The 25202-nt window shown below is 60.9% G+C and carries 20 protein-coding genes; 9 read left to right on the top strand and 11 right to left on the bottom strand.

Annotated features, from left to right (window positions below; genetic code table 11):
* Positions 1-189: 189 nt before the first annotated feature.
* Complete coding sequence (locus HV823_RS16380) at positions 190-990, bottom strand: LuxR C-terminal-related transcriptional regulator (protein WP_176950821.1); 801 nt, start codon at positions 988-990, stop codon at positions 190-192.
* Between the two features lie 924 nt (positions 991-1914).
* Between HV823_RS16380 and HV823_RS16375 the strand changes: the two genes are divergently transcribed.
* Entirely contained in the window at positions 1915-2862 is a 948-nt protein-coding gene (locus HV823_RS16375; protein WP_176950796.1) for a glycosyltransferase family 2 protein, read from the top strand.
* A gap of 87 nt (positions 2863-2949) precedes the next feature.
* Here the strand turns inward: HV823_RS16375 and HV823_RS16370 are convergent, their stop codons facing one another.
* Positions 2950-3873, bottom strand: a complete 924-nt coding sequence (locus tag HV823_RS16370; RefSeq protein ID WP_176950795.1) for an FkbM family methyltransferase — start codon at positions 3871-3873, stop codon at positions 2950-2952.
* Between the two features lie 330 nt (positions 3874-4203).
* On the opposite strand from HV823_RS16370, the gene HV823_RS16365 reads away from it, so the two are divergent.
* Positions 4204-5637 (top strand): O-antigen ligase family protein, encoded by a 1434-nt coding sequence (locus tag HV823_RS16365; protein WP_176950794.1) that lies wholly within the window; start codon positions 4204-4206, stop codon positions 5635-5637.
* Between the two features lie 67 nt (positions 5638-5704).
* Here HV823_RS16365 and HV823_RS16360 read toward each other — a convergent pair whose 3' ends face one another.
* A complete protein-coding gene (locus HV823_RS16360; protein ID WP_176950793.1) occupies positions 5705-6499 on the bottom strand; it encodes a right-handed parallel beta-helix repeat-containing protein in 795 nt (264 codons plus the stop codon).
* 276 nt (positions 6500-6775) lie between these two features.
* On the opposite strand from HV823_RS16360, the gene HV823_RS16355 reads away from it, so the two are divergent.
* Complete coding sequence (locus tag HV823_RS16355) at positions 6776-7501, top strand: class I SAM-dependent methyltransferase (RefSeq protein ID WP_176950792.1); 726 nt, start codon at positions 6776-6778, stop codon at positions 7499-7501.
* A gap of 725 nt (positions 7502-8226) precedes the next feature.
* On the top strand, positions 8227-10356 hold the full coding sequence (locus HV823_RS16350; RefSeq protein ID WP_176950791.1) for a calcium-binding protein: 2130 nt from the start codon (positions 8227-8229) through the stop codon (positions 10354-10356).
* A gap of 152 nt (positions 10357-10508) precedes the next feature.
* On the opposite strand, the gene HV823_RS16345 is transcribed toward HV823_RS16350, so the two are convergent.
* The 3 genes from HV823_RS16345 to HV823_RS16335 form a co-directional block, all read right to left on the bottom strand.
* Positions 10509-11429, bottom strand: coding sequence for a glycosyltransferase family 2 protein (locus HV823_RS16345; RefSeq protein ID WP_176950790.1), 921 nt, complete (start codon positions 11427-11429; stop codon positions 10509-10511).
* A gap of 4 nt (positions 11430-11433) precedes the next feature.
* Positions 11434-12474 (bottom strand): glycosyltransferase family 8 protein, encoded by a 1041-nt coding sequence (locus HV823_RS16340; protein WP_210270820.1) that lies wholly within the window; start codon positions 12472-12474, stop codon positions 11434-11436.
* A gap of 146 nt (positions 12475-12620) precedes the next feature.
* Positions 12621-14363, bottom strand: coding sequence for a glycosyltransferase (locus HV823_RS16335; RefSeq protein ID WP_176950789.1), 1743 nt, complete (start codon positions 14361-14363; stop codon positions 12621-12623).
* 515 nt (positions 14364-14878) lie between these two features.
* Between HV823_RS16335 and HV823_RS16330 the strand changes: the two genes are divergently transcribed.
* The 5 genes from HV823_RS16330 to HV823_RS16310 all read left to right on the top strand — a co-directional run bounded on the left by HV823_RS16330 (position 14879) and on the right by HV823_RS16310 (position 19900).
* Entirely contained in the window at positions 14879-15382 is a 504-nt protein-coding gene (locus HV823_RS16330) for an acyltransferase (RefSeq protein ID WP_176950788.1), read from the top strand.
* Positions 15379-16413: a Gfo/Idh/MocA family protein gene (locus HV823_RS16325; protein WP_176950787.1), complete on the top strand. Its 1035-nt coding sequence runs from the start codon at positions 15379-15381 to the stop codon at positions 16411-16413. Before HV823_RS16330 ends, HV823_RS16325 begins: the two co-directional genes overlap by 4 nt.
* On the top strand, positions 16410-17516 hold the full coding sequence (locus HV823_RS16320) for a DegT/DnrJ/EryC1/StrS family aminotransferase (protein WP_176950786.1): 1107 nt from the start codon (positions 16410-16412) through the stop codon (positions 17514-17516). Before HV823_RS16325 ends, HV823_RS16320 begins: the two co-directional genes overlap by 4 nt.
* A 153-nt stretch (positions 17517-17669) precedes the next feature.
* The gene (locus HV823_RS16315; protein ID WP_176950785.1) at positions 17670-18644 is read left to right on the top strand and encodes an NAD-dependent epimerase/dehydratase family protein; all 975 of its coding nucleotides are present in this window, start codon (positions 17670-17672) and stop codon (positions 18642-18644) included.
* A 29-nt stretch (positions 18645-18673) separates the two neighbouring features.
* Entirely contained in the window at positions 18674-19900 is a 1227-nt protein-coding gene (locus HV823_RS16310; protein WP_176950819.1) for a DegT/DnrJ/EryC1/StrS family aminotransferase, read from the top strand.
* Between the two features lie 263 nt (positions 19901-20163).
* Here HV823_RS16310 and HV823_RS16305 read toward each other — a convergent pair whose 3' ends face one another.
* Genes HV823_RS16305 through rfbA form a run of 5 tightly spaced genes read right to left on the bottom strand, consistent with a single transcriptional unit; the run spans position 20164 to position 25126 of the window.
* Entirely contained in the window at positions 20164-21687 is a 1524-nt protein-coding gene (locus HV823_RS16305; RefSeq protein ID WP_176950784.1) for an O-antigen translocase, read from the bottom strand.
* Positions 21688-21706: 19 nt separating this feature from the next.
* Complete coding sequence (gene rfbD / locus HV823_RS16300; RefSeq protein WP_176950783.1) at positions 21707-22612, bottom strand: dTDP-4-dehydrorhamnose reductase; 906 nt, start codon at positions 22610-22612, stop codon at positions 21707-21709.
* Positions 22609-23676 carry a dTDP-glucose 4,6-dehydratase gene (rfbB, locus tag HV823_RS16295; RefSeq protein ID WP_176950782.1) on the bottom strand — a complete coding sequence of 356 codons (1068 nt, stop codon included), beginning with the start codon at positions 23674-23676 and terminating at the stop codon, positions 22609-22611. Before rfbB ends, rfbD begins: the two co-directional genes overlap by 4 nt.
* Entirely contained in the window at positions 23673-24251 is a 579-nt protein-coding gene (rfbC, locus tag HV823_RS16290) for a dTDP-4-dehydrorhamnose 3,5-epimerase (protein WP_176950781.1), read from the bottom strand. The genes rfbB and rfbC overlap by 4 nt, the downstream gene beginning before the upstream one ends.
* Complete coding sequence (gene rfbA, locus HV823_RS16285; protein ID WP_176950780.1) at positions 24248-25126, bottom strand: glucose-1-phosphate thymidylyltransferase RfbA; 879 nt, start codon at positions 25124-25126, stop codon at positions 24248-24250. Before rfbA ends, rfbC begins: the two co-directional genes overlap by 4 nt.
* Positions 25127-25202: the final 76 nt, after the last annotated feature.

Raw genomic sequence — 25202 nt, 5'->3', positions numbered from 1 at the left:
ACTGACGTGACATGAGCCCGGGCATTGTTTGCGCAGTATGAGAATGAATGTGAAAAAAGAAGCGGGGCAACGCTCGGTCGATGAGCGGCCCAATGTGGAGGAAAGAAGCTATAAAAAGCAATTCCGGGCTCTCAATCTGAGAAAGCCCGGAATTTGAAGGCCTCTAGGAAAAGGCGACTGTGTATCCCGTCAGTGTTCCATGCGACTTGCGGAGTCGCTTGAGAAGTCCGAGGGGAAGAGGTCATTGATCTTGTAGGCGACCTCGGTGCGATTAGTCGCCTTGACCTTCTTCATGATATTGCGGATGTGTACCTTGACGGTGCTCTCGCGAAGGTTGAGTTCGTAGGCGATGATCTTGTTCGCCTTGCCGCGCCGCAAGGCCTCGACGACCTCCGCCTGCCGTGCCGTGAACATGCCGGCCAGTGGCCGGGCGACCGGGTTGCCGGTCTCGAGCACCTGGCGCATGGCAAAGACGCTGCTGGCGGGTACGAAAATTCCGCCGGCAAGTGACAACGCAATGGCTTCGATGCAGACGTCGATGCTGACAGATGACGGAATGTAGCCCTTGGCACCGCACTCTAGGGCTTTCATGATCTGCGCAAGATCATCCGTATCGGCGAGTACGATGAGCGGCGCCTCGAATTCGGCGGCGAGCCTCTTGATCTCTTCCGAGATCGCCGGCTCGGCGATCTTTCTTCCGCCGACATTGAGCAGGATGGCTGCGAGCGGCGGATAGTCGTGGCGCTTGCGTTTCCATTCTTCCATGGATCCGAAGGCGACGACGTCCATGTCGATCTTGTGCGCTGAAATGCATTGAGCAAGGCATTGCCGATCCAGAGCCCTGTTGTCGATAATCAGAAGCGACCGATCTCTCGTGGCAGGAGCGTCCTCGAATGTCTTCCTGTTTACTGTGCTTGATGAATCGAGGGGAATGGAATGGATCAGGCTGCCGGCTATTTCTTTCCCATTAGACATCATTGTTGAGTTCATGGCTGTGATACTCCCTACAAAAGCGCGCAAACCTTGGCCCTGTCTCGCAGGGATACAATGGATTATGCGTGCTAGCCCCAACTGTACTTGAATGCCCCGAACTGGATGGATATTCACGATTTGCAATGGAAGAGTATTGTGTATGAGGTATAGCTTATTTACCTGATAATAACGATCTTGCCTAGCGTCGCATTCGAACCCGACGCTGTAATCGTGTCGCTACACCGTCTCCAAGGCCATACGGCATTGAGAGTAGAGGGCTATGCCGAGGGTGTAAGGGGATACCTCTAAAGGCGTACTGGCGCGAAGAGAATTGCGCTCTCCATGTCCGGCTAACGCCGGTTTTTTAGGCACTTAAGCCGGCTACCTGGGGTGACCGCGCCGTGGCCGGGCATACCCCAAAGGATGAGTGCCGGGCCGGAAACGAAAATACTCACTGAAAGTGACTTCGAGTAACGGATATTGATCGAATAATGCCCCAAATGCTTGCCTTAATCTTGAGCGCTGTCAATTCGGATGGCTGTGAAAATGCCTGTTGAGCAGACTTATGCACCGAAATTGCGCGACACTCCCTGCTCGACGGATTGCGACCGGTCCATGGGGGGAAGGGCGACGCCTTGATTCAGGTTGAACCTTCGCCAATCGGGCTACTCCCGCTCGACCTCACGGGGTGGATCGGACGCACCCCGGCCGACGCCGGCCGATTGCAGTCGGGCTCGCTCTCAGGTCCGCCGTTTAGTGATGACGCCATTGCCTTCACCATCCGAACGGATAGCGCCGGGCCTGCTTTGGCCTGTCTTCCCAAATTGCCGGCGTTGCAGCTAGATTCGGCCCAATTTGCTCCCGAGCCTGCATGGCGCCCTTGATCGGGGTGACACGGTGAGGGGGAGGGCCAACGTGCCGGGTCGTTAGCAGGGACCGTTCATGGAACCCACCGTCTCAGTGATCTTGCCGACGTTCAACCGGACGCGCACGCTGGCCGCGGCCATGACGAGCGTGTTGACCCAATCCTATCGCGACATCGAGCTGATCGTCGTCGACGACTGCTCCACTGAAGATGTCGAGGGCTTGGTGCGCTCCTTCGCCGACGATCGGGTCAGATATGTCCGCAGGATCGCCAACGGTGGTGCCGGCGCGGCCCGCAACACCGGGCTGGCCGCGGCGAAGGGGCGATATATAGCCTTCCAGGACAGCGACGATATCTGGTTGCCGGGAAAGCTTATGCGCCAGATGGCCCTCTTTGCAGAGCTGCCCGGTGACGTGCGGGTCGTCACCGGTGGAAAGATCGTCTACGGTCGAGACGCAACGTTCAGCTACGGTCCTGCCAAGGTGGCCTATGCTCCGTCGCCCGAGGGGCGCCTGAGGCTGGACGAGGATCAGCTCGGGCACTTTCTGCTGGAGAACCGCATCAGCGTGCAGAACGCCCTGTTTCGGCGCGATTGCTACGACAGCATGGCGTGGTTCGACCCCTGCGCGCGTGCCAACGAGGACTGGGAATTCGCAGTCCGTCTCGTGCAGCGCTCGCGCGTATACGAGGATGTGGAACCGGTTGTGCTGGGCTTCATTTCGAGCGATAGCATTTCGTCCAGCACCCGCAAGCAGACCATCGGCATGATCCGCATCATGCGCAAGAACAGGGCCGTTCTGTCTACCCGCCCGAAACAACGCTCGCGGATGATGATCGATCTTGCCATTGCCCTGGCCAAAGACGGGAAGAAAAAGCGTTCGTTGCCCTTCCTCTTCGCCGGCCTGAGGGCTTATCCGTTGCACGCGTTGGGGCTGTTTGCCTCGCTTCTGCGGCGAGGCGTGCGCAGCCTGACGCGCGGCCGCAGCGTGAAGGGACGGACCGAAGTCGTGCGCGCCGCGGGGTGATTGCTTCCCAGAGTTGCCACCTCTCCCTTGCAATGGCCAGCAAGGGCGTTACCCGTTGTGTGACGACCGTGCGCCGGCGGATCGGATTTACGGCTGGAATGCAGAAAGCGCACGGATGGGAAGGATAGGGCCCACATAGGCGTCGATCGCCCTCTGGTGGACCGCCAGGATGTGGCGGGCCGGCCACGGGCGATGATCCAGTACGGAAGCCGGGTCAAACGCGGTGACTTCAAAAAGCGTGTTCTGGCCGGGATGGAAATAGAAGAAGCGATAGCCGTATTCGGCAAGCTTCGCATACCACGGCAGGGAAGGAAGCCCGAGGAGGAGGACGAGGATATCCGCCCCCCCGTTTGCCAGGAAGCGCTCTCCTCCTTCGATCACGCCCGGCTCGAATCCGGCGACGTTGATCTTCAGTACCGAGACGTGCGTCAGTCCCAGCCGTTCGAACTCGGCCGTGAGCGTTCTGACCGGAACGATCTCCTCGCCATTCGCGCTAAGGCCGCTGACCCAGGTTTTCGCAGCTGTGCCGAACCGCGCTTCGCCCTCGACGTTCGAAAGAGCGATCGGGTGGACGTGCGCGATATGCGAGACGCTATTTCGCGCAATGTTCTGCTGCAACGCCTCGATGTTGGCAGCGGACGGCTCGAAAGCGTGAATGGCCGAGCATGGAAGCGTCGCCGCAAAGGTCGTGAACTGGCCGATTGCAGCGCCGACGTCGGCGACGATCCAGCCCGGCCGGGCGACGCGCCGCAGAAAGTTGTATTCCGGGTCGATCAGGTCTCCGAACATCAAAAGCGCGTAGGGAACCTGCTCCGGAAAGCCGAATTCGAGGACGGGCCCGCATCTCAGTCGCACCTCGCTGTGCCGTGGGCGTCGCAGCAGCAGCGAACCGAGCCGGCCTGCGCCACGCAGGGTCGCGCCGACACCGACGGCCTTCACGCCCCAGCGCAGTTTGTCGTGCACGTTTCTGACGCGGTCAAAGGCGAAATCGACTCTGGACATTGTCGTCATGCGGGCGTTCCCAGAAATCGGGGCATCCTCCCGGGAGCGTCTCCCAAACGATGCGCACATTTTGGAAGTCAATCTAGGTCATTGCGCACGGCCCCGACATTTCGTCTTTGGACGTATCGGGTCAGCCTTCCGCTGCTTTCTAACGTTCGCGACAACCGGCTCTTGCAATCGGACCGCTCCCCTCCTGCATCCGATCGAGCACGCGTAAGCCCGCATACCCTTATTGAACAGGTCGACGCCCGGCTGGTTTTTGGCTTTGATCCTCAGTGCCTTCCTGAGGCCAAGCCGAGGGTATTACGAGCGCACGTGCGCGCAGCGGGAATACGTCGAATGACGACACGGATAGGAACGACTGCGCGCCCGGTTGTATCCCGCGGACGCATCAGGGAGCTCAGGGGCGCGACGACGCGGGCGTCCGCGTCTCAGGGTGCCGCGCAGGCGTCGAGATCTTCCGCAGCCACGCGCCTGTCGCCCGTCGTCTTGGTCTTTGCCATCACCCTCTTTCTGCCGTTTCACTGGTATCTCGGTCCTGTGACCATGTCGCCGACCCGACTGGTGCTGCTTGTCATGCTGCTGCCGTGTCTCGTGATGTGGCTGAACGGCAAGGCGGGCCGCATGCTTGTCAGCGACTTCGCCATTCTCGGCTACGGTCTCTGGTGCTCAGTCAGTCTTGCCGCTGTCCACGGGCTTGAGACAGGCGTCGAGTCGGGCGGCATCATGTTCGTGGAAACGGTCGCCCCCTATTTTCTGGCCCGATGCTTTATAAGGAGTGCGGCGCAGATGCTCGCCGCAATCCGTGTGCTCTTCGTCCTGGTGGCGCTGCTGCTTCCGTTCGCGATCTATGAGGCGGTGACGCATCAGACCTTTCTGCTCGATTTCTTTCAGCGCTTCCTGCCCTCGCACCCGCCGACGATGAACGAGCCGCGCTGGGGCCTGCGGCGCGTGCAGGCGGTGTTCGAGCATCCGATCCTCTATGGCGTGACCTGCGGCGCGCTCTTGGCCTTCGTGCATCTCGTCATGGGGCAGAGCCAGTCGGCCGTGACGAAGTTCAGACGAAGCGCGGCCATATGGTTCACGGCATTCCTCTCGCTCTCGGCAGGCCCGCTTTCCGCGCTGATGGCCCAGACCATGCTGATCGGCTGGGATAGGATCCTGAAAAACTATGCGCATCGCTGGCAGCTGGTGTGGATCGGGATCGCGGCGATGTACCTGCTGATCTCGATGGTCTCCAACCAGAGCGTTCCTGCATTCTATCTGACTCACTTCTCCTTCGACCAGGCGTCCGCCTACTACCGCATCCTCATCTGGGAGTACGGTACCCAGTCGGCGATGAACAATCCGCTCTTCGGCGTCGGCTTCAATCGATGGGAGCGACCGATATGGATGCCGCCGAGCCTTGACATGTTCTGGTTGTACCATGCCGTCATCTATGGGATCCCGGCTGCCTTCTTCATGTTTCTCGCCTTCGGCTCCATGGTCTGGTCGATTGGCTTCAAGAAGGGACTTCCCGAAGATCTGCTGCCCTACAAGACCGCATTCCTGATTACGATGACAGGATATTTTCTGGTCGGCTGGACGGTGCATTTCTGGGGCAGCACCTACATTCTCTTTATCTTCCTGCTCGGCAGTTGCAGCTGGCTTCTCGACGCAAGACCGGGCCCGGTGGCAAACCTTCGCTCCCGTGTGACGACTGCCCCTTCAACGCGTGCGCCGCCTCCTCGTCGAGCAGGCACAGCAAGGCCCGCTACAAGCGGGCGCGGGTAACTGCCACTCGGGAGCCAACCGCGACTTCTCAGATAAAAGCATTCGGCCGAGTTGATATCGGGAGCCGCTATTTGCCGGCGATCGGCGCGCCCGTCGCCTCGATGGTGTTGTCGGATTGTACCGGCCGGTTGCCGTAGAGGGCGAAAAAGCCCCACTGGCCGCGGCTCATCACGTTGCGCGTGATGCGGATCGAGGCGGCATCGACGGGGCCGCCCTTGAAGCGACCGTCGAGGTAGATCGTATAGCCGCCACCCGCAAGGCGATTGCCGTCGACGGTGATGTCGGCGAGGCCGCGGAAATAGTTGTTCAGCATGATCGCCGCGGTCTGGCCGTTCTCGTTGAGGACGGTGTTCTCCAGTATCTGGATGCTCTTGCCGCCGTTGATCTCGATCCCGTCGAAATGGGCCTCCGGCCCGCCGCGCATGTCATGGATGAAATTGCCCTGGATCAGCGAGGGGCCGTCGATGTTCAGGCCATTCTCGACGCCGTGGATGTTGTTGCGCAGGAAGGTGCCGCGCCCGAGCGCACCGTTCGCCGCCTTGCCGCGCCCGTCTATCTCGCTGTCCTCAAGGGTAAAGCCTTCGACGCCTTCCTTTATATAGACGATATGCCAGGGTGTGTCGGCGATGATGCGGGAGTTCCTGATCGTGACGTTCTTCGCATCCACCACGACGCTGCCGGTGATCTCCAGACCCTCGACCACGGTGCCGTCGTCGGAGATGTAGAGCGTGCCCGCGTAGGGCTTGAGCGAAGTATCGGTCTTCACGCCGGTGTTCCGCGCATCGGGAAATGGCGACGCGGCGGCAGTGCCGGCAAGCAGCAGTCCGGCGCCGAGCATGGCAGGGATGAACGACGTATTCATGGAAAGTCCCCCGGAGCGAACAGCCTTGCCTTGTGTGGCCGCCTCATCTCAACCCCAGTCTAAGCCTGCAGCCTCTTTGCAGGCAACGAACGCAGTTGCGTTAGGCAAGCCTACGACTTGCGATGGGGGGATGCACCCAAAGGGTCTGCATTTGCCGGAAACATTCGACCGCGACTTCACGAAAAGCGCATTTGAACCCCCCTGTTCGATGAATGGTACCCGTTGCTGCTTTCCGATAGCGTTCTGGCATTGCCGCGTCGCCAGAGAGGACAGGACATGTCGATTGTCGAAAAGCTATTGCAGGACAGGCCTTCCTTTCACATGGGGGGAGACGCCCGCTGGGACTGCACGGTGGGGATGCTCCGGTATATCCGGGACAAGGTTAAACCGACCGACCGGACGCTGGAGGTCGGCTGCGGCGTGTCGACCGTCGTCTTCGCCTCCATCGGCTGTGACCATACCGTCCTCAGCCCGGATCCCCGCGAGCACGAGAGGGTTCTTGCCTATTGCGACGCCAACGGCATCGATCGCAGCAGGCTGAAGTTCGCTGTGGGCTTCTCCGACGACGTCCTTCCCGATCTCTGCAAGGACCGGTCCCTGGATGTCGCATTCATCGACGGCGCGCATCACTTCCCCTATCCACTCGTGGACTGGCACTATGTCACGCGCGCGCTGAAGGTTGGCGGTTGCCTGCTTCTGGATGACATTCCCATTCCCGCGGTCTCGGTCGCTTACAGGTTCATGCGCACGGATCCAGCCTGGAGGCTCGAGGAGGTGCTGGATTCCCGCGCGGCGGTCTTCACGCTGCTGACGGAACCCGGTCAGCAGGATTGGACCGAGCAGGCCTTCTGCCGTCGCATGGACTATTCCTTTGCGCCGATGCCAACGCGTGTCGCCCTTCAGGTAGGTGATGAAGTCCGGCGCGTTCGAAAGTCGGTCGGCCGGCGTTACCCCAGCCTTCGTCGTCTGTTGGTGAAGCAGAAAGCGATACAGGGACAGTAATCTTGCTACAGCACGCCGCACAGGCGAAGGCCGCGTATTCAGATACGTGGCCTTTTCGCATGATCAGGCTCCTGAATAGGCTTAACGGCTTTTCTTGCACGTTGCCTGTCGGGACTTCGGCCGCCCATACGCCATATCAGGCTTCGCGGCGCCGGGAATGCGGCCTTCACAAACGCCGGCAATGGTCGTTTCGCTCGAATAGTTCAATCAAAGCCGCGCAAGCGCGATTGTGATTCGCTCATTTTCGCGCAGTTCTGGCAGCTTCCCGGCGGTATAGCGATTGAGTTGAGGGAAATCGTCCCCCAAAGATTGCAAATTTGCGATATTCACAATTTTTTTTCGTGTCTCACCTCAGGCGCGCATTTCCATATATTTTGCAATTGTTATTTTAGAAATATGTAAATCATTTCAATGCATCGTACCCATGGTGAAGCCCTCGATGGGAGGTTTCGCATAGCATAGTCATCGAATTCTTGCCTCAATTTTGGCAATTCCGATTCTTGCAAATAATTCAAAAATAAATACACGATTCGCGCAGATAATGTGGCAGCAATGAGGCTGCCTGAAGGGGCGTGTTACTGCCCTCATACTGTTGCCTCCCTCGAAAACGTGCACTAAAAGTCGCCGCCGTAACGCCGGATTAACAATAACTATTAACCGGCTCCGCACGAAGCACTACCACCATCTCCAAAGGGTTCAGGGTGGGGAGAAAGGCAAAAGAAGCAGTGACAAGCAAAATTCGCGATGTAACCAAAGCCGGGTTCAAGGCTGAAACCGTGCTCGGGACCGAGCATGTCGATCTCCTCGGCAATGCCATCAACGAAAATAGCCAGACTGCGGCTCAGTCGATCGAAGACGTCTTCGCTAGACTTTCAAAGATCACGGATCATGAAGATGATCTTGGCGGGTACATGGATACCCGCTCGATCAAGGCAACTGATGAAACCCGTCTGCGGCCTGCAGACGAAAAGACCGTAAAGGACGGTTCCACCGATTCGACGTTGTCGACCAAGTCTCTGACTTCCGACACGACAGTCGAACTCGACCCGGCGACCGACACGTCGACCGACGCGGTCGAGGTGGCGAGCACGGCCGCTGATACGACGTCGGCAAGCGTTGCAAGCTCGGCCAAGAGCGCTTCGGCCTCTGCCGCAGCTGCGACGTCCTCCAGTGCCGCCGCCGCTTCCAGCGGCTTCCCGAACGCCAACAACACCGGCATCCCGGCCGGCACGTCGCTGACGAAGTACAACGGCACCTATGTGGTGACGCAGGATAACGCCGTCATCAGCAATATGGAAATCCACGGCAACGTGGTGATCCAGGCCGACAACGTCACCATGAAGAACGTCAAGGTGGTCGCCAGCGCCTACCATGCCGTGCAGGTTGCAACCGGCGCCACCGGCTTCACGCTGCAGGACAGCGAGATCGATGGCACCGGCACCACGAGCAACGGTATCTACGGCCAGGGCACTTTCCTGCGCAACGATATCTCGGGTGTCGAAAACGGCATCACGGTTGACGGCAATTCGAAGATCACCGGCAACTACATCCACAGTCTGCTGAACACCGGATCGCCGCACTATGACGGCATCGAGGTGAACAGCGGCAGCAACATCGAGATCACCGGGAACACGGTTATCGTCGATCACACCCAGACGTCTGCCATCATGCTGGACAACTACTTCGGCGGCCTGTCCAACATCACCGTCGATGGCAACCGCCTGGTCGGCGGCGGCTACACCGTCTATCTCGACGACAGCTTCTCCGGCGGTCCGGTTGATGATGCCTCGATCCGCATCACCAACAACCAGGTCGGCGGCGGCTACTGGGGCGACTATGCCCTCTACGGCAACTCGCCCGTGATGTACGGCAATACCGGCCTTGATGAAGAGCCGACCCCGTCCTCGGTCTATGACGGCTCGTCGGGCAACGACGTCATGCCGTCCTCCGGTCAGGCGAACGGCGGCAGCGAGACCTATAACGGCCTCGGCGGTAATGACATCATCAAGGGCGGTGCCGGCGCCGACGTCATCAATGGCGGGTCCGGCATCGACACGGCAACCTATGCGGGCTCGTCCAAGGGTGTCGATGTCAGCCTGAAGACGGGGAAGGGAACCGGTGGGCATGCCCAGGGCGATACGCTGACCGGCATCGAAAACCTGACCGGTTCCAGCCACAACGACACGCTTGAAGGCAATAGCGGCCGCAACGTCATCAATGGCGGCCGCGGCATCGACAAGATGATCGGTGGCAAGGGCAACGACATCTACGGAGTCAACAACTCCAAGGACGTCGTCGTCGAGTATGCCGGCGGTGGACGCGATCTCGTCAAGTCCGGTGCCGACTACAAGCTCGGCGCGCATGTCGAAAGCCTGCAGCTGACCGGTACGCTCAACCTGATGGGCACCGGAAATGTGCTGTCGAACAAGATCATCGGCAATTCCGGCAACAACGGCCTCTTCGGTGGTGCTGGCAATGACGTGATCAACGGCGGCAAGGGCAACGATACGCTCGTCGGCGGCTCAGGCTACGACAAGCTGACCGGTGGCAGCGGTGCCGACAAGTTCGTCTTCAAGCAGGCAAGCCTGAAGGCGGATCAGCCGGACCACATCACCGACTTCGGCTCGAACGACCTGATATACTTCGATGTGTCTTCCGGTCCCACGGGTGCCCTGAAGGACAGCGCGTTCCATGCCGGCACCAAGGCGCATGACAGCAGTGACCGCTTCATCTTCGACAAGGCCAGCGACACGCTGTACTTCGACAAGGATGGCACCGGTTCTGCCGCACAGCTGAAGGTCGCTGTCCTAGACAACGGCTACAATCTGACCGCGGACGACATCTGGCTGTTCTGATGCGCTTCATTGCGCAGTGAATTCCATGAAATGAAGACCCCGGGCGAGAACATCGCCCGGGGTTTCGTTGCATGTGACACCGGGCCGCTGTCTCATACCAAGTCTCGATGATAGGAACCGATATGACCGGCTCCTATCATCGAGACTTGGTATCAGAAGGGCTTTGCCATGATCATCGTCATCTTGGCGAGCCTCGCCAGATTGAAGGGTGTCAACATATAGGCCCGCGACATGGCCTCGACCGCTTCCTTCCTCCGGTTCTGGATCATGAGGCAGTTCGAAAGCTGCGACAGCTTGGCGGCAAGCCGCCGGCTGGCCGCGCGCTGCGCCTTCGGATCCAGGTCCGCAGTTCTCGCCACCATGCGGGAGAACACAGTGACGAGGCTGTTGATCGACCTTTCGCTGTCGAGATTTGTCTGGTCGCCGTGAAAGCGCCGTCGGAGGAACGGTTCGGGCGTATAGTGGAACCGCTTTTTCAGTGATGCGCGGCTGAACCAGTCCTCGTCTTCGCCAAGACATAGGCCCGGGTCGAACCATCCGACGTCCATGAAGGCTTCTCGCGTGCAGAGCAGCGTTCCCAGATGGAAATAGCGCCCCTCGGCGACGTCCTGCATGGGCGCGTGGACGAAGCCGTCTGTGCCGGTCCTTGGCCATTTCAGCGTCTGTGGCTGCGATAGCATCGGTTCGTCCTCGGCGCGCTCCGCGAACCATGCGACGCCCTGGAAACTGACGACCGTGTTTGACGTCACGAGGCCGAGCTGGGCGCGGAGCTTGCCGGGCGCCCACACGTCGTCGCTGTCAAGAAACGAGATCAGTCTCCCCCTGCTCTCCGCGACGCCGCGATTTCGCGCAGCACTGACGCCGCCATTGTCTTGGTAGACATAACGCACACCGGGGCGTGGGTTGCGGAACAGTTCCCGCGTGTCGTCGGACGAGCCGTCGTCGACGACGACGACCTCTGTACTCTCGACGCCCTGCTGAAGAACGCTTTCCACGGCATCCGGTACGAAGCGCCGCCGGTTGAACGTCGGGATGATGACGGAGATGAGCGGGGCGCTGCGTGTCGTGGACATGCGGTCAGCTTTGCCCCATCGGATCGTGGGTGCGCTTGTGGCCGGTCTTGGAGCGTCTACCCGATTTCGGCTTGGCAAGAATGGAGCCGGCCCAGAAAGCCACGGCCTTCGTCCTATGCCAGAAAATCCGAAGCGTGGGCGATTTTTCGAGAAGTTGGTAGCCCGTCCGCTTGAGAACATGCTTCACGTATTCGCTCCGTGTGCGGACGAAGCGAGTTCGTCCGCGGAAGCTGTTATAGAAGGCGACGTTCGGACTTAGGTTGCCGGGCTGCCAGGGCTTAACCGGCGTCACGAAGTGGATGATGGACAACGCGCCGCTTTGTGCCTTGCCTTCGATTTCTTCCAGCGGGCCGCATTGGTAATTCCATCGCATGTCGAGCTGTTTCCATCGGCCATCGCACGCTGCATTCAGCGCATCCTGGTCGCAATATGGGGTATGCGGATGACGATCCAGATAGTCGAATGCACGCTCGGAAATCCTCTCGCTGCGCCACTTTCGTAGATCCATCAGGAGAACGCCGGCATTGAAGTAGCGTTTGACGCGCGGCAGTCCCGCGTGTCCCGTTGGATCGAGGCATCGATCGGTGACGGCGCCCAGAACGGCGCCTTCGAGGTCGGTGCTCCATAGCTGCCACAGGTCGTCGAATGCCAGGATGTCGCCATCCAGATAGAGCGCCTTTTGGCAGTCTTCCGGGAGCAGTCGAGGCAAAACGAGCCGTGCATAGGTCATCTTTGAGACGTGGGATAGAGTCGAATATCCGCGTACAAGTTCTGACAGGTCGAATTGGTGCCAGTGAAGAACCATCGAGCCGAGCGGAAAGGAGGCAGCGATCTTCCTTCTGGCTTCCTCGTTGATGCCGTCGTAGAGGACATGGACTTCCAGCGGCCATGAAAGCGGCGATCTCTCCGCAAGAGACCGAAGCGACGTCGCCAATGGAACGGAAAAGGCGGAATCTGCGGCTAGCAGGAGCGGCCCTATCCGCCGATCTTCAACAGCGCCCGCATCTACAGTTCGGCCGCCCGCTCGCACGTTATAAGCATCCATTTCTTGGTTTCCGTCACAGACCCGGGAGGCGACGTGATGCGCGTTTCCAAACTTCGCAACTATTCTCATTCAGACCATGTTTGTCGGCAAGTTGACCATGTTACGCTAAAGGGTTGGTATGCGTGTCAGCGGTTGGTGACGCGGCTTTACGCCTTTCGATCATTCGACGGCGCATGCCGTCCGCTTCGAAACACGCTCCATAGGCGCCGTTTCACTCCACCAGCGTGCTTTCGCAGCCCGATTGCCAACAGATGCCAGGAAAATCGCTGTAGCGGCGCGCGCCAAAGTGAGCGACTCACGATGCTTCGCACTCCAGCATAGTTCTCGACGAATGCATGAGCGGTGACTGCATGCAGCAACGCATGCTGCTCCTCGCGCAGGGGATCGTCTCGGACCGCTTTGCGGCGGGATACTGCCTGCCACATACTCAACTCCATGTCACCCTCCTCAACGATACAGGACGCTGGCACGATTGGGTGTGGGGCGTGGCGCAACCGGTCGGTCTCCCGATAGACGTCGCGGAGCCGTCGCATCCAGCCATCCGCGACGTGATCGGCGAGGACAAGTTTTCGAAGTATTTCTCCCTCCGATCGGCGCAGCTCGGAATCTTGAAGCAAATGCAATGCCCGCTCGATGTATTCCTCCTCGCTTTTGGGATTGAGAAGCCCGGTTTCGAGAGCGTCGTCGGTGGAAACCAGCAGCGGATGCAGAGGTGCATAGGCGGGTACGACGGGTAGTTTCGACAGGGTCGCCTCCAACAGTGCGGTGAGTGACCCGAAGGGAAAGCTCTCAAGATAGAGATCGGCGGCAGCGCGATACTCCGCGTGGTTCTCAACGGATCCCACGAAATGAACATTGGGGTGCGGTTGGGTGCTGAGCAGGGGAAGCATGCCTTCAAGCGTCTCGCCCACCACATACAGCCTGGTCTGCGGGGCGCGATCCAGAATCCTGGCAACGGTGGCGAAGAAGTCGTAGGGCGGGCAGGGGCGGAACTTCTCCGCCCGCGCAATCGTCAGGATCACAAGTTCGTCATCCGGAATTCCCAGTTTGGCCCTCGCGTCTGCTCTCCGAATATCTGCACTGTCGTCGACAAGCGGCAGCGGTAGGACGACATTTCGAGAGATCTGACGTCTGCCGCGCGACAGCGACGATGACGCGCTGCGCGAATTTATGGCGATGTCGATAACCGAACTTCCGAGCCAGAACAGATGATCGGCGTGATTGGACACGGCCACCGGCGGGTTGTTCCGGCCTGCAAAGGCGACGGTCGGAACGATGTCCGATGCAAAATGATGAAGAATGACGAGATCCGCGTTGGTTCTGGCATGGTCCCGCAGGGCAACCGCCTTTTGCAAGAGAGGAATTGCTGAGGGCAGTGAACGGACCTGCCCACCGCCGTCCCTAATCGCCTCGTCCAGCCAAGATGGAACCTCCACATCTCCCTGGTTCAGCAGCAAAAGAGAGTGGATGGAACTCTTATCCGCGCGCGTCCAGTGCAGAATGGTTCGCGTATGTCCCCCGACACCAAGGACGCGGTGGCTCACATGAAGTACGCGGCGCGGGCTATCGGGATGTCGGCGCACGCCGAATTCCGATTCTGCGAACTGATCATCCAGGCTGCGCCCGATCTGCAGAGCCAGATTCTCTATGGCGCCGTCGCAGAACCTGCCCGTGTGGTAGTCTCCGGCGAAGCGCGCCGCGTCTTCGATTTTCTTCAGTGTCTCTTCGGCGGACACTGTGCCCATGTTTGCCTGAATGGCCTGGACCAGCCATTCGTAAGCGTCGCTGTTGCTCCGAATGAACGCAGCGTTGATCTCAGGGTCGGGTGCTCCTGGCAAATCTGCCGTCGGAAGGCGTCGTTTGGGAGCGAGCGCGAGATTCTCCGACATCTAGAGGTTCGCTCGCTGAGGCTTGTTGTCCATCCTTTAACCCTCCCGGTTCGAAGTACGGCGCGCAACCGCGGTGTCGGTGAATGTCGGCAGGCTGGATCGCTAACGACAGGCGCGGATACAGCCTCCTGACGGATGTGGAACGGTGATGTCGCCAGCCAATCTCTGCACTTCCAAGCTTCACGCGTCGCCGTTTCTTCCAGACGGTTAAGATCAATACCGTTTCTGATGTGCGATCGGAATTTGGACGTATGAACGGTGATGGCTATCCGGAATGTGGCGCCGGTCTAGCGCTGTCTCCGGTCGCTTCTAATCCTTGACGTAGGAAAGCTCTGGCACCCGCATACCTCTTTTGTTGGGCGCATACCGATATTTGCAAGCTTTACGGTAGCGGCCAAAAGAGGTCCGCTATCGTTATGCGGGCTGGTTTTAGCTCGGCCAGGCGGGACAGTTTCGGCCCGCTATGATCGAACAACCCGGTGCCCAGGTCGATGAAGCAGCCGAAGGCGCGTGGCATGATCGCATCTACAGTCAAGATGGGTTCCGACGTCATCATCCATCACCCGGATCTGGTCAATCTATATGGCTGCACGATCGGCGAGGGATCGCGCATCGGCACGTTCGTCGAGATCCAGAAGAACGCCTTCGTCGGCAGCAACTGCAAGATTTCCAGCCACTCGTTCATCTGCGAAGGGGTGACCATCGAGGACGGCGTCTTCATCGGCCACGGCGTCATGTTCACCAATGACGTCTATCCCTTTGCGGTCAATGCGGACGGCAGCTTGCAGACAGATGCGGACTGGCAACTCGTTGCGACATGCGTGAAGCGCCGCGCCTCGATCGGCAGCAATGCCACGATCCTCCCCGGTGTCACGATCGGCGAGGGGGCGCAGGTGGGGGCCGGCGCCGTGGTCACGCGCGACGTTCCCGATGGTGCGATCGTGGCGGGTGTCCCCGCCCGCGTGATCGGTCATGTGAATGCTTCGGTGGAATCCATTCCCAGCAGGAGAAGACGATGATCGGAATCGCAGTCGTGGGCTACGGTTACTGGGGCCCGAACCTCGTCCGCAATCTCGCCGACATTCCCGATGCGCGCCTCATCCACGTCTGCGACATCCGCAAGGAACGGCTGACGCCGATCCAGGCGCGCTATCCGACGGTGGCGGTCACGGACGACCTGGAGGAGGTACTGCGCGATCCGCGCGTCGATGCCATCGCGATCGCGACCCCGGTATCGACGCATTTCAAGATCGCGATGAAGGCGCTGATGGCCGGCAAGCACGTTTTCGTCGAAAAGCCGATGGCCGCGACGACCGAGGAAGCGCGCCGCCTGGTGGACGAGGCCGCAAGACGCGGGCTCAAGCTCGCCGTCGACCACACGTTCGTGCACACCGGCGCGGTGCGCAAGATGCGTGAGATCGTCGAGGACGGGCTCGGCGACATGTATTACTACGACTCGGTGCGGGTGAACCTCGGGCTTTTCCAGCATGACGTCAGCGTCATCTGGGACCTTGCCGTGCACGATCTCTCGATCATGGATTACGTGCTGCGCGAAAAGCCCGTGGCCGTCTCCGCGACGGGCATGAGCCACGTGCTCGGCGAGCCGGAGAACATCGCCTATCTGAACCTCTTCTTCGAAAGCAGGCTGATCGCTCACATCCATGTCAACTGGCTGGCGCCTGTGAAGGTTCGCCGCACCCTGATTGGCGGCAGCAGCAAGATGATCGTCTATGACGATCTCGAGCCCAGTGAGAAGATCAAGGTGTACGACAAGGGCATCACGCTCAACGGCGGGCCGCACACCAACGGTGACGTCTACCAGATGCTGGTGGGGTACCGCACCGGCGACATGTACGCGCCGCAGTTGGACATGACCGAGGCGCTGAACCGCGAACTGCGCCAGTTCATATCCTGCGTCGAGAACAACGAACAGCCGGTTGCCGACGGTCATGCCGGCCTTCGCGTCGTGCGGATCCTTGAGGCGGCGACGCAATCGCTGGCCCAGCGCGGCCGCGTCGTCGAACTTGGCCAGGCGAGGATGATCGCATGATCCCGTTTCTCGACCTGAAGGCCCAGTACGCCTCGATCAAGGAAGAGATCGATGCGGCTGTCCTCGGCGTTCTCGCCTCGGCGCAATATGTGCTCGGCGATGAGGTGGCAGCCTTCGAGCGGGAGTTTGCGGAATATTGCGGTGCAAGACATGCGATCGCCGTCAATACCGGGACCAGCGCGCTGCATCTGGCGCTGCTTGCCGCTGGCGTCGGCCCCGGGGACGAGGTCTTGACGGTTCCGTTCACCTTCGTCGCGACCGCCTCGGCCATCTGCTACACCGGCGCCCGTCCGGTCTTCGTAGACGTCGAACCGGTCACGCTGACGATGGACCCGGCCGCACTCGAGGCAGCAATCACGCCGAGGACGAAGGCGATCGTGCCGGTTCACCTCTATGGCCAGATGGCCGAAATGGACGAGATCGCGGCCATTGCCACCCGTCACGGCCTGCCGGTGATCGAAGATGCCTGCCAGGCCCATGGTGCGGAATACAAGGGCCGGCGCGCCGGCAGCCTCGGCGTATCCGGCTGTTTCAGTTTCTACCCCGGCAAGAACCTCGGCGCCTGCGGCGAGGGGGGCATCGTTGTCACCGGCAATGACGAGCATGCCGCACGGATACGCATGCTGCGCGACTGGGGACAGGAGCAGCGCTATCATCACGTGCTCAAGGGCTTCAACTACCGTATGGACGGCATCCAGGGCGCCATCCTTCGCGTGAAGCTGCGGCACCTGGAGGACTGGATCGCGATGCGTCGCGCCCATGCGGCACGCTATACGGCGATGCTGTCGGATTCCCGTGACGTTCGTCATCCGGTCGAAATCGCCGGTCGACGGCACGTCTATCACGTCTATGCCGTGCGCACCGACGACCGCGCAGCCCTGCAGCATAGGCTGCAGGCGAGCGGAGTCCAGTTCGGCCAGCATTATCCGATTCCCGTGCATCTTCAGGCGGCACACGCCGATCTCGGCTACCGGCCCGGTGATTTCCCCGTTTCCGAGTTGGCTGCCCGGGAGGTTCTTTCTCTGCCGATCTATCCGGAGATGACCGTCAGGCAGGTCGAAAGCGTCGTGACGGCGGTGCGGGCGAGCGCCTGCGTCGATTAGAGAGCCGTTGGTGCGACGCAGCAGAAGACACCCCGGTGCCTGCCCGGGCGATACGACCGGTCCGCGGAGCAGGTGCCGCTGGCCATGGTGAAACAACGCATCGGCCGGGCGCGATGGGCTGTCGCGATCAGGGTTGGAAGCAAGGGGCGAAACATGAAGGATAAACGGGTACTCATTACTGGCGGCGCCGGGCTGATCGGTTCGCACATTGCCGATCTGGTTGCACGTGAGGCGCCTCGCGAAATTCTTGTTCTCGACAATTTCGTGCGCGGGCGACGTGAAAATCTCGAGGCCGCCGCCTCCGCAGCGCCGTTGACGGTCATCGAGGGCGACATACGGGATCGAAGGCTGCTGGCTGAAGTGCTTGATGGCGTCGACATCGTCTTCCACCAGGCGGCCATCCGGATCACGCAGTGCGCCGAAGAGCCGCGTCTGGCCTTCGAAGTTCTGGCGGGGGGAACGTTCGACGTCCTGGAGGCCTCGGTCAACGCCGGCGTCCAGAAGGTCGTTGCCGCCTCGTCGGCGTCCGTGCTCGGGTTGGCAGAAAGCTTTCCCACGACCGAGGACCATCATCCCTATAACAACCGTACGATCTATGGTGCGGCCAAGGTCTTCAATGAGGCGCTGCTGCGCAGTTTTGCCGATATGTACGGCATGCGCTACGTTGCGCTGCGCTATTTCAACGTCTATGGGCCGCGCATGGACGCCTATGGGGTCTATACGGAGGTGATGATCCGCTGGATGGAGCGCATTGCGGCCGGCCTGCCGCCGATCATCTTCGGTGACGGCCTGCAGACGATGGACTTCGTCCATGCGCGCGATATCGCCCGCGCCAACATGCTGGCGGCGAAATCCGATGTTACCGACGAAATCTTCAATGTGGCGAGCGGCACCGAGACCAACCTTCTCGAGCTGGCGCATCTGCTCGTTCGCATCATGGGCTCCAGCGTGGAGCCGCAGTTTCAGCCGGCGCGCAAGGTCAACCCCGTGACACGCCGGCTTGCCGATACCAGCAAGGCGGAGCGAATGCTCGGCTTCCGCACCGAAATTTCGCTTGAGGAAGGGCTCGTAGGACTCGTCGACTGGTGGCGCCGCGAGGTTGAGAAAGCGGAGGGAGAAGCGGCGTGACGACGTTTCCGATTCCCATAGCAAAGCCGATGATGGATGAACTCGAAATCGAGGCCGTCCGGCGGGTGGTGATGTCCGGTTGGGTGACGCAGGGACCGGAAGTCGCGGCTTTCGAAAAAGAATTCGCCACCTATGTCGGCGCTCGGCATGCCTGCGCCGTATCGAACTGCACGACCGCCCTTCATCTGGCCCTGCAGGTCGTGGGCGTGGAGCCGGGCGACGAGGTTGTGACGGTCAGCCACTCCTTCATCGCAACCGCAAACGCCATTCGCTATTGCGGCGCCATACCGGTCTTCGTCGACATAGAGGCGGATGGTTTCAACATCGATCCGGCATCCATCGAGGCGGCAATTACGCCGCGTACGAAGGCGATCCTGTGCGTCCACCAGCTTGGCATGCCCTGCGATCTTGCGAAGATCGTTCCCATTGCCAAGCGGCATGGCATCGCACTCGTGGAGGACGCTGCCTGCGCGTCCGGCAGCGAGATCCTTTGGGACGGGCGTTGGGAGAAGATCGGCAAGCCGCATGGTGACGTCGCCTGCTTCTCCTTCCATCCGCGCAAGCTTCTGACTACGGGCGACGGCGGCATGCTGACGACGGCGAACCCCGAATACGATGCAAAGTTCCGCCTGTGGCGTCAGCACGGCATGAGCGTGCCGGACACCGTGCGCCATGGTTCGAAGCGCGTCATCTTCGAGAGCTATCCGGAGCTAGGGTACAATTACCGGCTGACGGACCTTCAGGCCGCGATCGGGCGCGTTCAACTGGCCAGGCTGCCGGAACTCGTGTCGGCCCGCCGCCGCCTCGCGGAGCGCTACCGGGACGGGCTCGCCGCAATACCGGGCGTCCAGGCACCCGTCGAACCGTCCTGGGCCCGCAGCAACTGGCAGAGCTACTGCCTTCGCCTTTCCGACAGGCTTGACCAGCTGAAGGTCATGCAGACCCTGCTCGATCAGGGTATTTCGACGCGAAGGGGCATCATGACGATCCACCGCGAGCCAGCATATGCCGATCCCGGCACACACCGTACGGTCGGAAGGCTTCCGCGCAGTGTCGCTGCCCAGGAGCGCTCCATTGTCCTGCCGCTTTATGCGCAGATGGCGGAGACGGAACTCGCCACCGTGCTGCAGCAACTGCGCGAGATCTGCAGGCTGCCATGTGCAGATCGCACCGTCATGGCAGGGGCGGCACGAATGCTGGCGCTGCCGGCATGGCTGGTGGCCATGCTGGAAAACGGCGGTGCGTTTCTGGCCTGAAGGAGAAGGTACGTCTCCGCTTTCGCGAGACGTCTGAACAAAATCACAACAAGCAGCCCGGCCTGATCGGTCCGGGCTGCTTTTCGTTTTGCGTCAGCTATCTCGCACAGGGTTGCAACCGTCGAAACCGGGGTCGGGGAATTCGCCGACAGTGTGAGAGTTGTTTGTGCGGCCGTACTTCGCTTGCCACTACTTCATGAAAGGCAATGCGAAAGGCGGCAGCGCCGTTCGTGCGTTGCCGCGCTACAGGGCCAGATGCGATTTCAGGCCGATTTGGATACCGCGGACTTGGCTACCCATGTCCTGATCGGTGAAGGGAGCGATTCCGGCGGCATCAGGCCCACGAGGTAATGCAGCGAATAGAGGCCGCTGAGAATTGTCGCCAGTGTCCCAACGGCCATGCCCTGCCATGGCGGCAGGTAGACGGTCGCGCAGAAGACAAGCCCAGAGATCATCAGGAACAGGATAGTGAGTTTAAGGTTGGCCGGCGACCAACGGAATTGCGACAGCTTGCGGGCGATGCAGTAGACGAACAGGCAGTGCCAGGCGTAGAGGCCGAAGAAGGCGATGCCGGAACCTATCGGGCCGAAGCGTGGCACGAGCAACCATGCCAGTCCTATATGCACCAGAAAGGCCGTAGCGTCGCTCACCAGGAAGATCACCCGCCGGCCCTTGGCGACCATGATAAAGCCCATCGGCCACGCGATAATCCGCAAAAGCATGCCGAGGCAGATCCAGCGCAATATGTTCGCGGCCGGGTAGAATTCCGGAGTGTAGAACAACCACATTGCCACTGACGCGAACGTCAGGGTGGCGAGCACGCCGGGTGCCGCAAGCAGGAGGCTTACCTGCGTCTGCTGGTTGACGAGGCGGTTGACCGCAGCGTGGTCGTTGGCGACGGCTGTCAGCCGGGGGTAGAAATCCGCCCCCATCGCCTGCAGGATAAAGCCGGCATAGATGCCGCCCAGAACCCAGGCGGCATGATACTGACCGGCCGCGGCGATGCCCTCTTCCCAGAGGACGAACAGCCTGACGATATAGGACGCGCCGTATCCCATCAGCCCTGCCAGCATGAAAACGAAGCCGAGCTGCATCAACGGAACCACTTCCTGCCAGATCTCCCGGAAGGTCATCCTGGGGGGACTGATTGCCACCTTACGGCTGAACCACCAGCACGTCACAAGCAGTGCCGCAGCTCCGGCAACGATGGCGGGCGCGATTGCGCTGGGTCCGAACATGTAGACGAGGACGATGGTGATCGTAGTCGATGCGAGCCCGGAGATGATCTGCATGCGCGCCAGACCACCGATATCGCGCAGCCCCTGAATCAAGGCCACCTGCCCGCCGGCGGCGAGTTGCAACACGACGGCGACCGACAGCAGCGCAACGCCATAGACATGTTGGTCGTCGCTGAAGGTCAGGCGCGCGATCGGTTGCGCGAGCGCCGCAAGGGTGATGGCACCGAGCAAGCCGAGGACGATGGACGTTCGCCGCAAAACCGTCGCCGTCCGTGCGATCCGGTCATTGTCGCCCGTTCCCGTCGCCTCCGCGATCTGGCGCACGCCGCTTGAGGCGACGCCGCAGCCGGCAAGTGTCTGGGTGAGGTCGACGATGGATTGATACAGGCCGACCTGGCCGATGCCGGCAGGACCGAGCAGCACTGCCAGCGTCTTGTTGCGAACGATGGAAAACAGCACGTTGACCAGCGACGATCCGCCGATCATGACCATTGTCTTGAGGATGTGGAAGTAGCTGTGGCCTTCCGAATGGTGTTCCTGCGATGCCATTGGCCGTTGCAGACGCCGATCAGACGCCCGTCCTCTGGGAAAGGTTTATGTGATCTGCCTGAAGCATCCGTTGCACGACGGCGTCGGTGCTTGCCTGCCATGGCGGGGCGCGCCAGCCGAAGGCGCTCTCGAACCTATCGCAGTTGAGGCGTGAATTTGCCGGCCGCACTGCCTTTGTCCTGTAATCCGCCGAGACGATGTCCAGGACTTCGGCAAAAGGCCCGCCTGCCGCCTGGCTCGCTGCGAAGACACGCCTGGCAAAGCCTGCCCAGGTCGTCTCGCCGGTGCCGGTGACGTGATAGATGCCGTAGCGATCCGCCACGGGGTTCGTCGCCACCTGCAGGATGGCGGCGGCGAGGTCGAGTGCACAGGTCGGGTTTCCCCATTGGTCCGAAACGACCTGAACGGTGCGGCGCTCGCAAGCAAGCCGCAGCATGGTCTTGACGAAGTTGACGCCGAACGGGCTGTAAACCCAGCTGGTCCTGAGGATGAAGTGCCGCGGATTGGCGCAGGCGACCGCATGTTCGCCCCGCAGTTTCGTATAGCCGTACACCGTCTTCGGCTGCGGCTCGTCATCCTCCTTGTACGGATGATCGGCACTTCCCGAGAAGACGTAGTCGGTCGAGATGTGAATGACCGGCACGCGCAGCGCCGCCGCCGCCTCCGCGACGTTCGCCGCACCGATTACGTTGACCTGGTAGGCCGTGTCCCGATCATCCTCTGCGCGATCGACCGCCGTATAGGCTGCGGCCGAGACGACCACGTCGGGATTTGCCGCCACGATGGCGCCGCGGATCGAGGCGGCATCTGTCAGGTCGAGTGCGGGACGGCCGACGGCGACAAGGTGGATGTCGGGGCGGGTGGCCGAAAGTTCCACGAGGCTGGACACGACCTGTCCGCGCGATCCGGTCACGAGAATTCTCATTTCACCGCTGCCAGCTTGCCCAGGCGGTCGCCGCCATAGATGCCGTCGCGAAGCGGGCGCCACCACCATTCATTGTTCAGATACCAGTCCACGGTTTGCGCCAGACCGCTTTCGAAGGTCTCCTCCGGCCGCCAGTCGAGTTCGCGCTCGATCTTGCTGGTGTCCATCGCATAGCGTCGGTCATGGCCCGGACGGTCGGCAACGAACGTGATCAGATCGCGATGGCTGGCGCCGTTGCTGCGCGGTCGCTTGCCATCGAGAGCGTCGCAGATTGCCTGGACGACCGCGACGTTGGTGCGTTCGCTGGCGCCGCCGATGTTGTAGCTCTGGCCGATGCTGCCGCGGGCGGCGACCAGCGCCAGCGCCCGGGCATGGTCCTCGACGTAGAGCCAGTCGCGCACGTTCATGCCAGCGCCGTAGATCGGCAGGGGCTTCTCCTCGAGCGCGTTGAGGATCACCAGCGGGATCAGCTTCTCCGGAAAATGGAAGGGGCCGTAGTTGTTCGAGCAGTTGGTGAGAACGACCGGCAGGCCGAAGGTGTGGTGCCATGCACGCACGAGGTGGTCGGAAGCGGCCTTCGAGGCCGAATAGGGCGAAGACGGCGCATACGGCGTCTGTTCGTTGAAACTGCTGTCGTCGAAGGGAAGATCCCCGAAGACTTCATCGGTTGAGACATGATGGAAGCGAAAGCACGCAGCAGACGCCTCTGGCAGGTCGCGCCAGTGCTTGAGAGCTGCCTGCAGCAGCTTGAACGTCCCGAGCACATTGGTCTCGATGAAGGCTGCCGGCCCGTCGATCGACCGGTCGACATGCGTTTCCGCGGCCAGGTGGATGATGCAGCCGATGTTTTCGCTTCGCAGCAGCTGCACGACCGCGGCTTCGTCGCAGATGTCGGCCCTGACGAAGCGGTAGTTCGGCAATGCCGCGATGGAAGACAGCGAGGCGAGATTGCCGGCATAGCTCAGCTTGTCGAGGTTGACGACGCGGTTGTCCGGGTTCGTTGCGAGATGGCGGCAAAGGGCGGAGCCGATGAAGCCGGCGCCGCCGGTCACGAGAATGTTCATGGGCTGGCCTCCTCCATGGCCTCGAAGAGCTGGGCCTTCGCCAGCCGCGGCGCGTTGCGGTCCTTGTCCGAAAGCTGCAACTGCGAGGCGGCGAGCGGCCAGATGATGCCGATTTCCGGATCGTCGAACCGGATGCTGCGATCATGCGCGGCGGAGTAGGGATTGCTGACCTTGTAGATCACCTCCGTCTCCGGCTCGAGCGTGAGGAACCCGTGCGCGAACCCCTTGGGCACCAGCAACTGGTTCCATTCCCTCGCCGAAAGGCGCGCGGCGCACCACCGTGCAAACGTGGGCGAACCCTTGCGGATGTCGACCGCGACATCGAAAATCGAGCCCTTCACCACACGCACGAGCTTGTCCTGGGCGAAGGGGGGCAATTGGTAATGCAGCCCGCGCAGAACGCCGCGCGCGCTTGAATAGGAATGGTTGTCCTGCACGAATGTCAGCGCGATGCCGGCGTCGGCGAAACCGCGCGCGCTCCATGTTTCGGAGAAAAAGCCGCGCTCGTCGACGAACTTCCTCGGCCGGATCTCCAGCACCCCATCCAGTTCGAGCGGCCTGAATTCGAACGTCATACGGCGTATTCCTCGGCCAGGCGATTGAGGTAGGCCGCGTAGGACGTCTTTCCGAGCAGGCTGGCTCGGTGGCGTATGTCCTCCGGTCCGAGCCATCCCATGTCGAGTGCGATCTCCTCCGGGCATGCGATCTGTACGCCCTGCCGCCGCTCCACAGTGCGCACGAAGGACGAAGCGTCTTGCAGGCTGTCATAGGTGCCGGTGTCGAGCCAGGCATAGCCGCGTCCGAGCTGGCAGACGTTCAGGTCGCCGCGCTCCAGATAGATGTTGTTCACCGCGGTGATTTCGAGCTCGCCTCGAGTCGAGGGTTCGATCGAGCGGGCGATGTCGACGACGTCGTTATCGTAGAAGTAGAGGCCCGTGACCGCCCAGTTGGACTTCGGCGAAAGCGGCTTCTCCTCGATCGTCAGCGCCTTGCCGGTCTCCTTGTCGAAGCTGACGACACCGTAACGTTCCGGATCCTCCACGTGATAGGCGAAAACCGACGCGCCCGTGTTGCGTGCCGCTGCCTGCCGGCAGACATTCGGCAGGCCGCTTCCGAAGAAGATGTTGTCGCCGAGGATCATGGCGACGTTGTCGTCGCCGATGAACTTCCGCCCGATGATGAACGCTTCGGCAAGGCCGTTCGGATGCGGCTGCTCGGCATAGCAGATGTCGAGACCGAAGTCCGATCCATTGCCGAGCAGCGCCTGGAAGCAGGGCAGGTCGCGCGGCGTGGAAATGATCATGATTTCGCGGATGCCCGTGAGCATCAGCACGCTGAGCGGATAGTAGATCATCGGCTTGTCGTAGATCGGAAGTATCTGCTTCGACACGGCGATCGTGAGCGGATAGAGGCGCGTCCCGCTTCCTCCGGCGAGAATGATGCCCTTCATCGCGTATGCCCCTCTAATCCCTGATACTGCGAATCTTGATATCGTGGCCCCTGACTTTGCGGCCCCTGACATTGCG

The organism is Mycoplana rhizolycopersici (genome assembly GCF_013378445.1).
In the GTDB taxonomy this organism is placed as follows: Bacteria; Pseudomonadota; Alphaproteobacteria; order Rhizobiales; family Rhizobiaceae; genus Mycoplana; species Mycoplana rhizolycopersici.
This window is presented reverse-complemented; position numbering and strand designations above follow the sequence as displayed.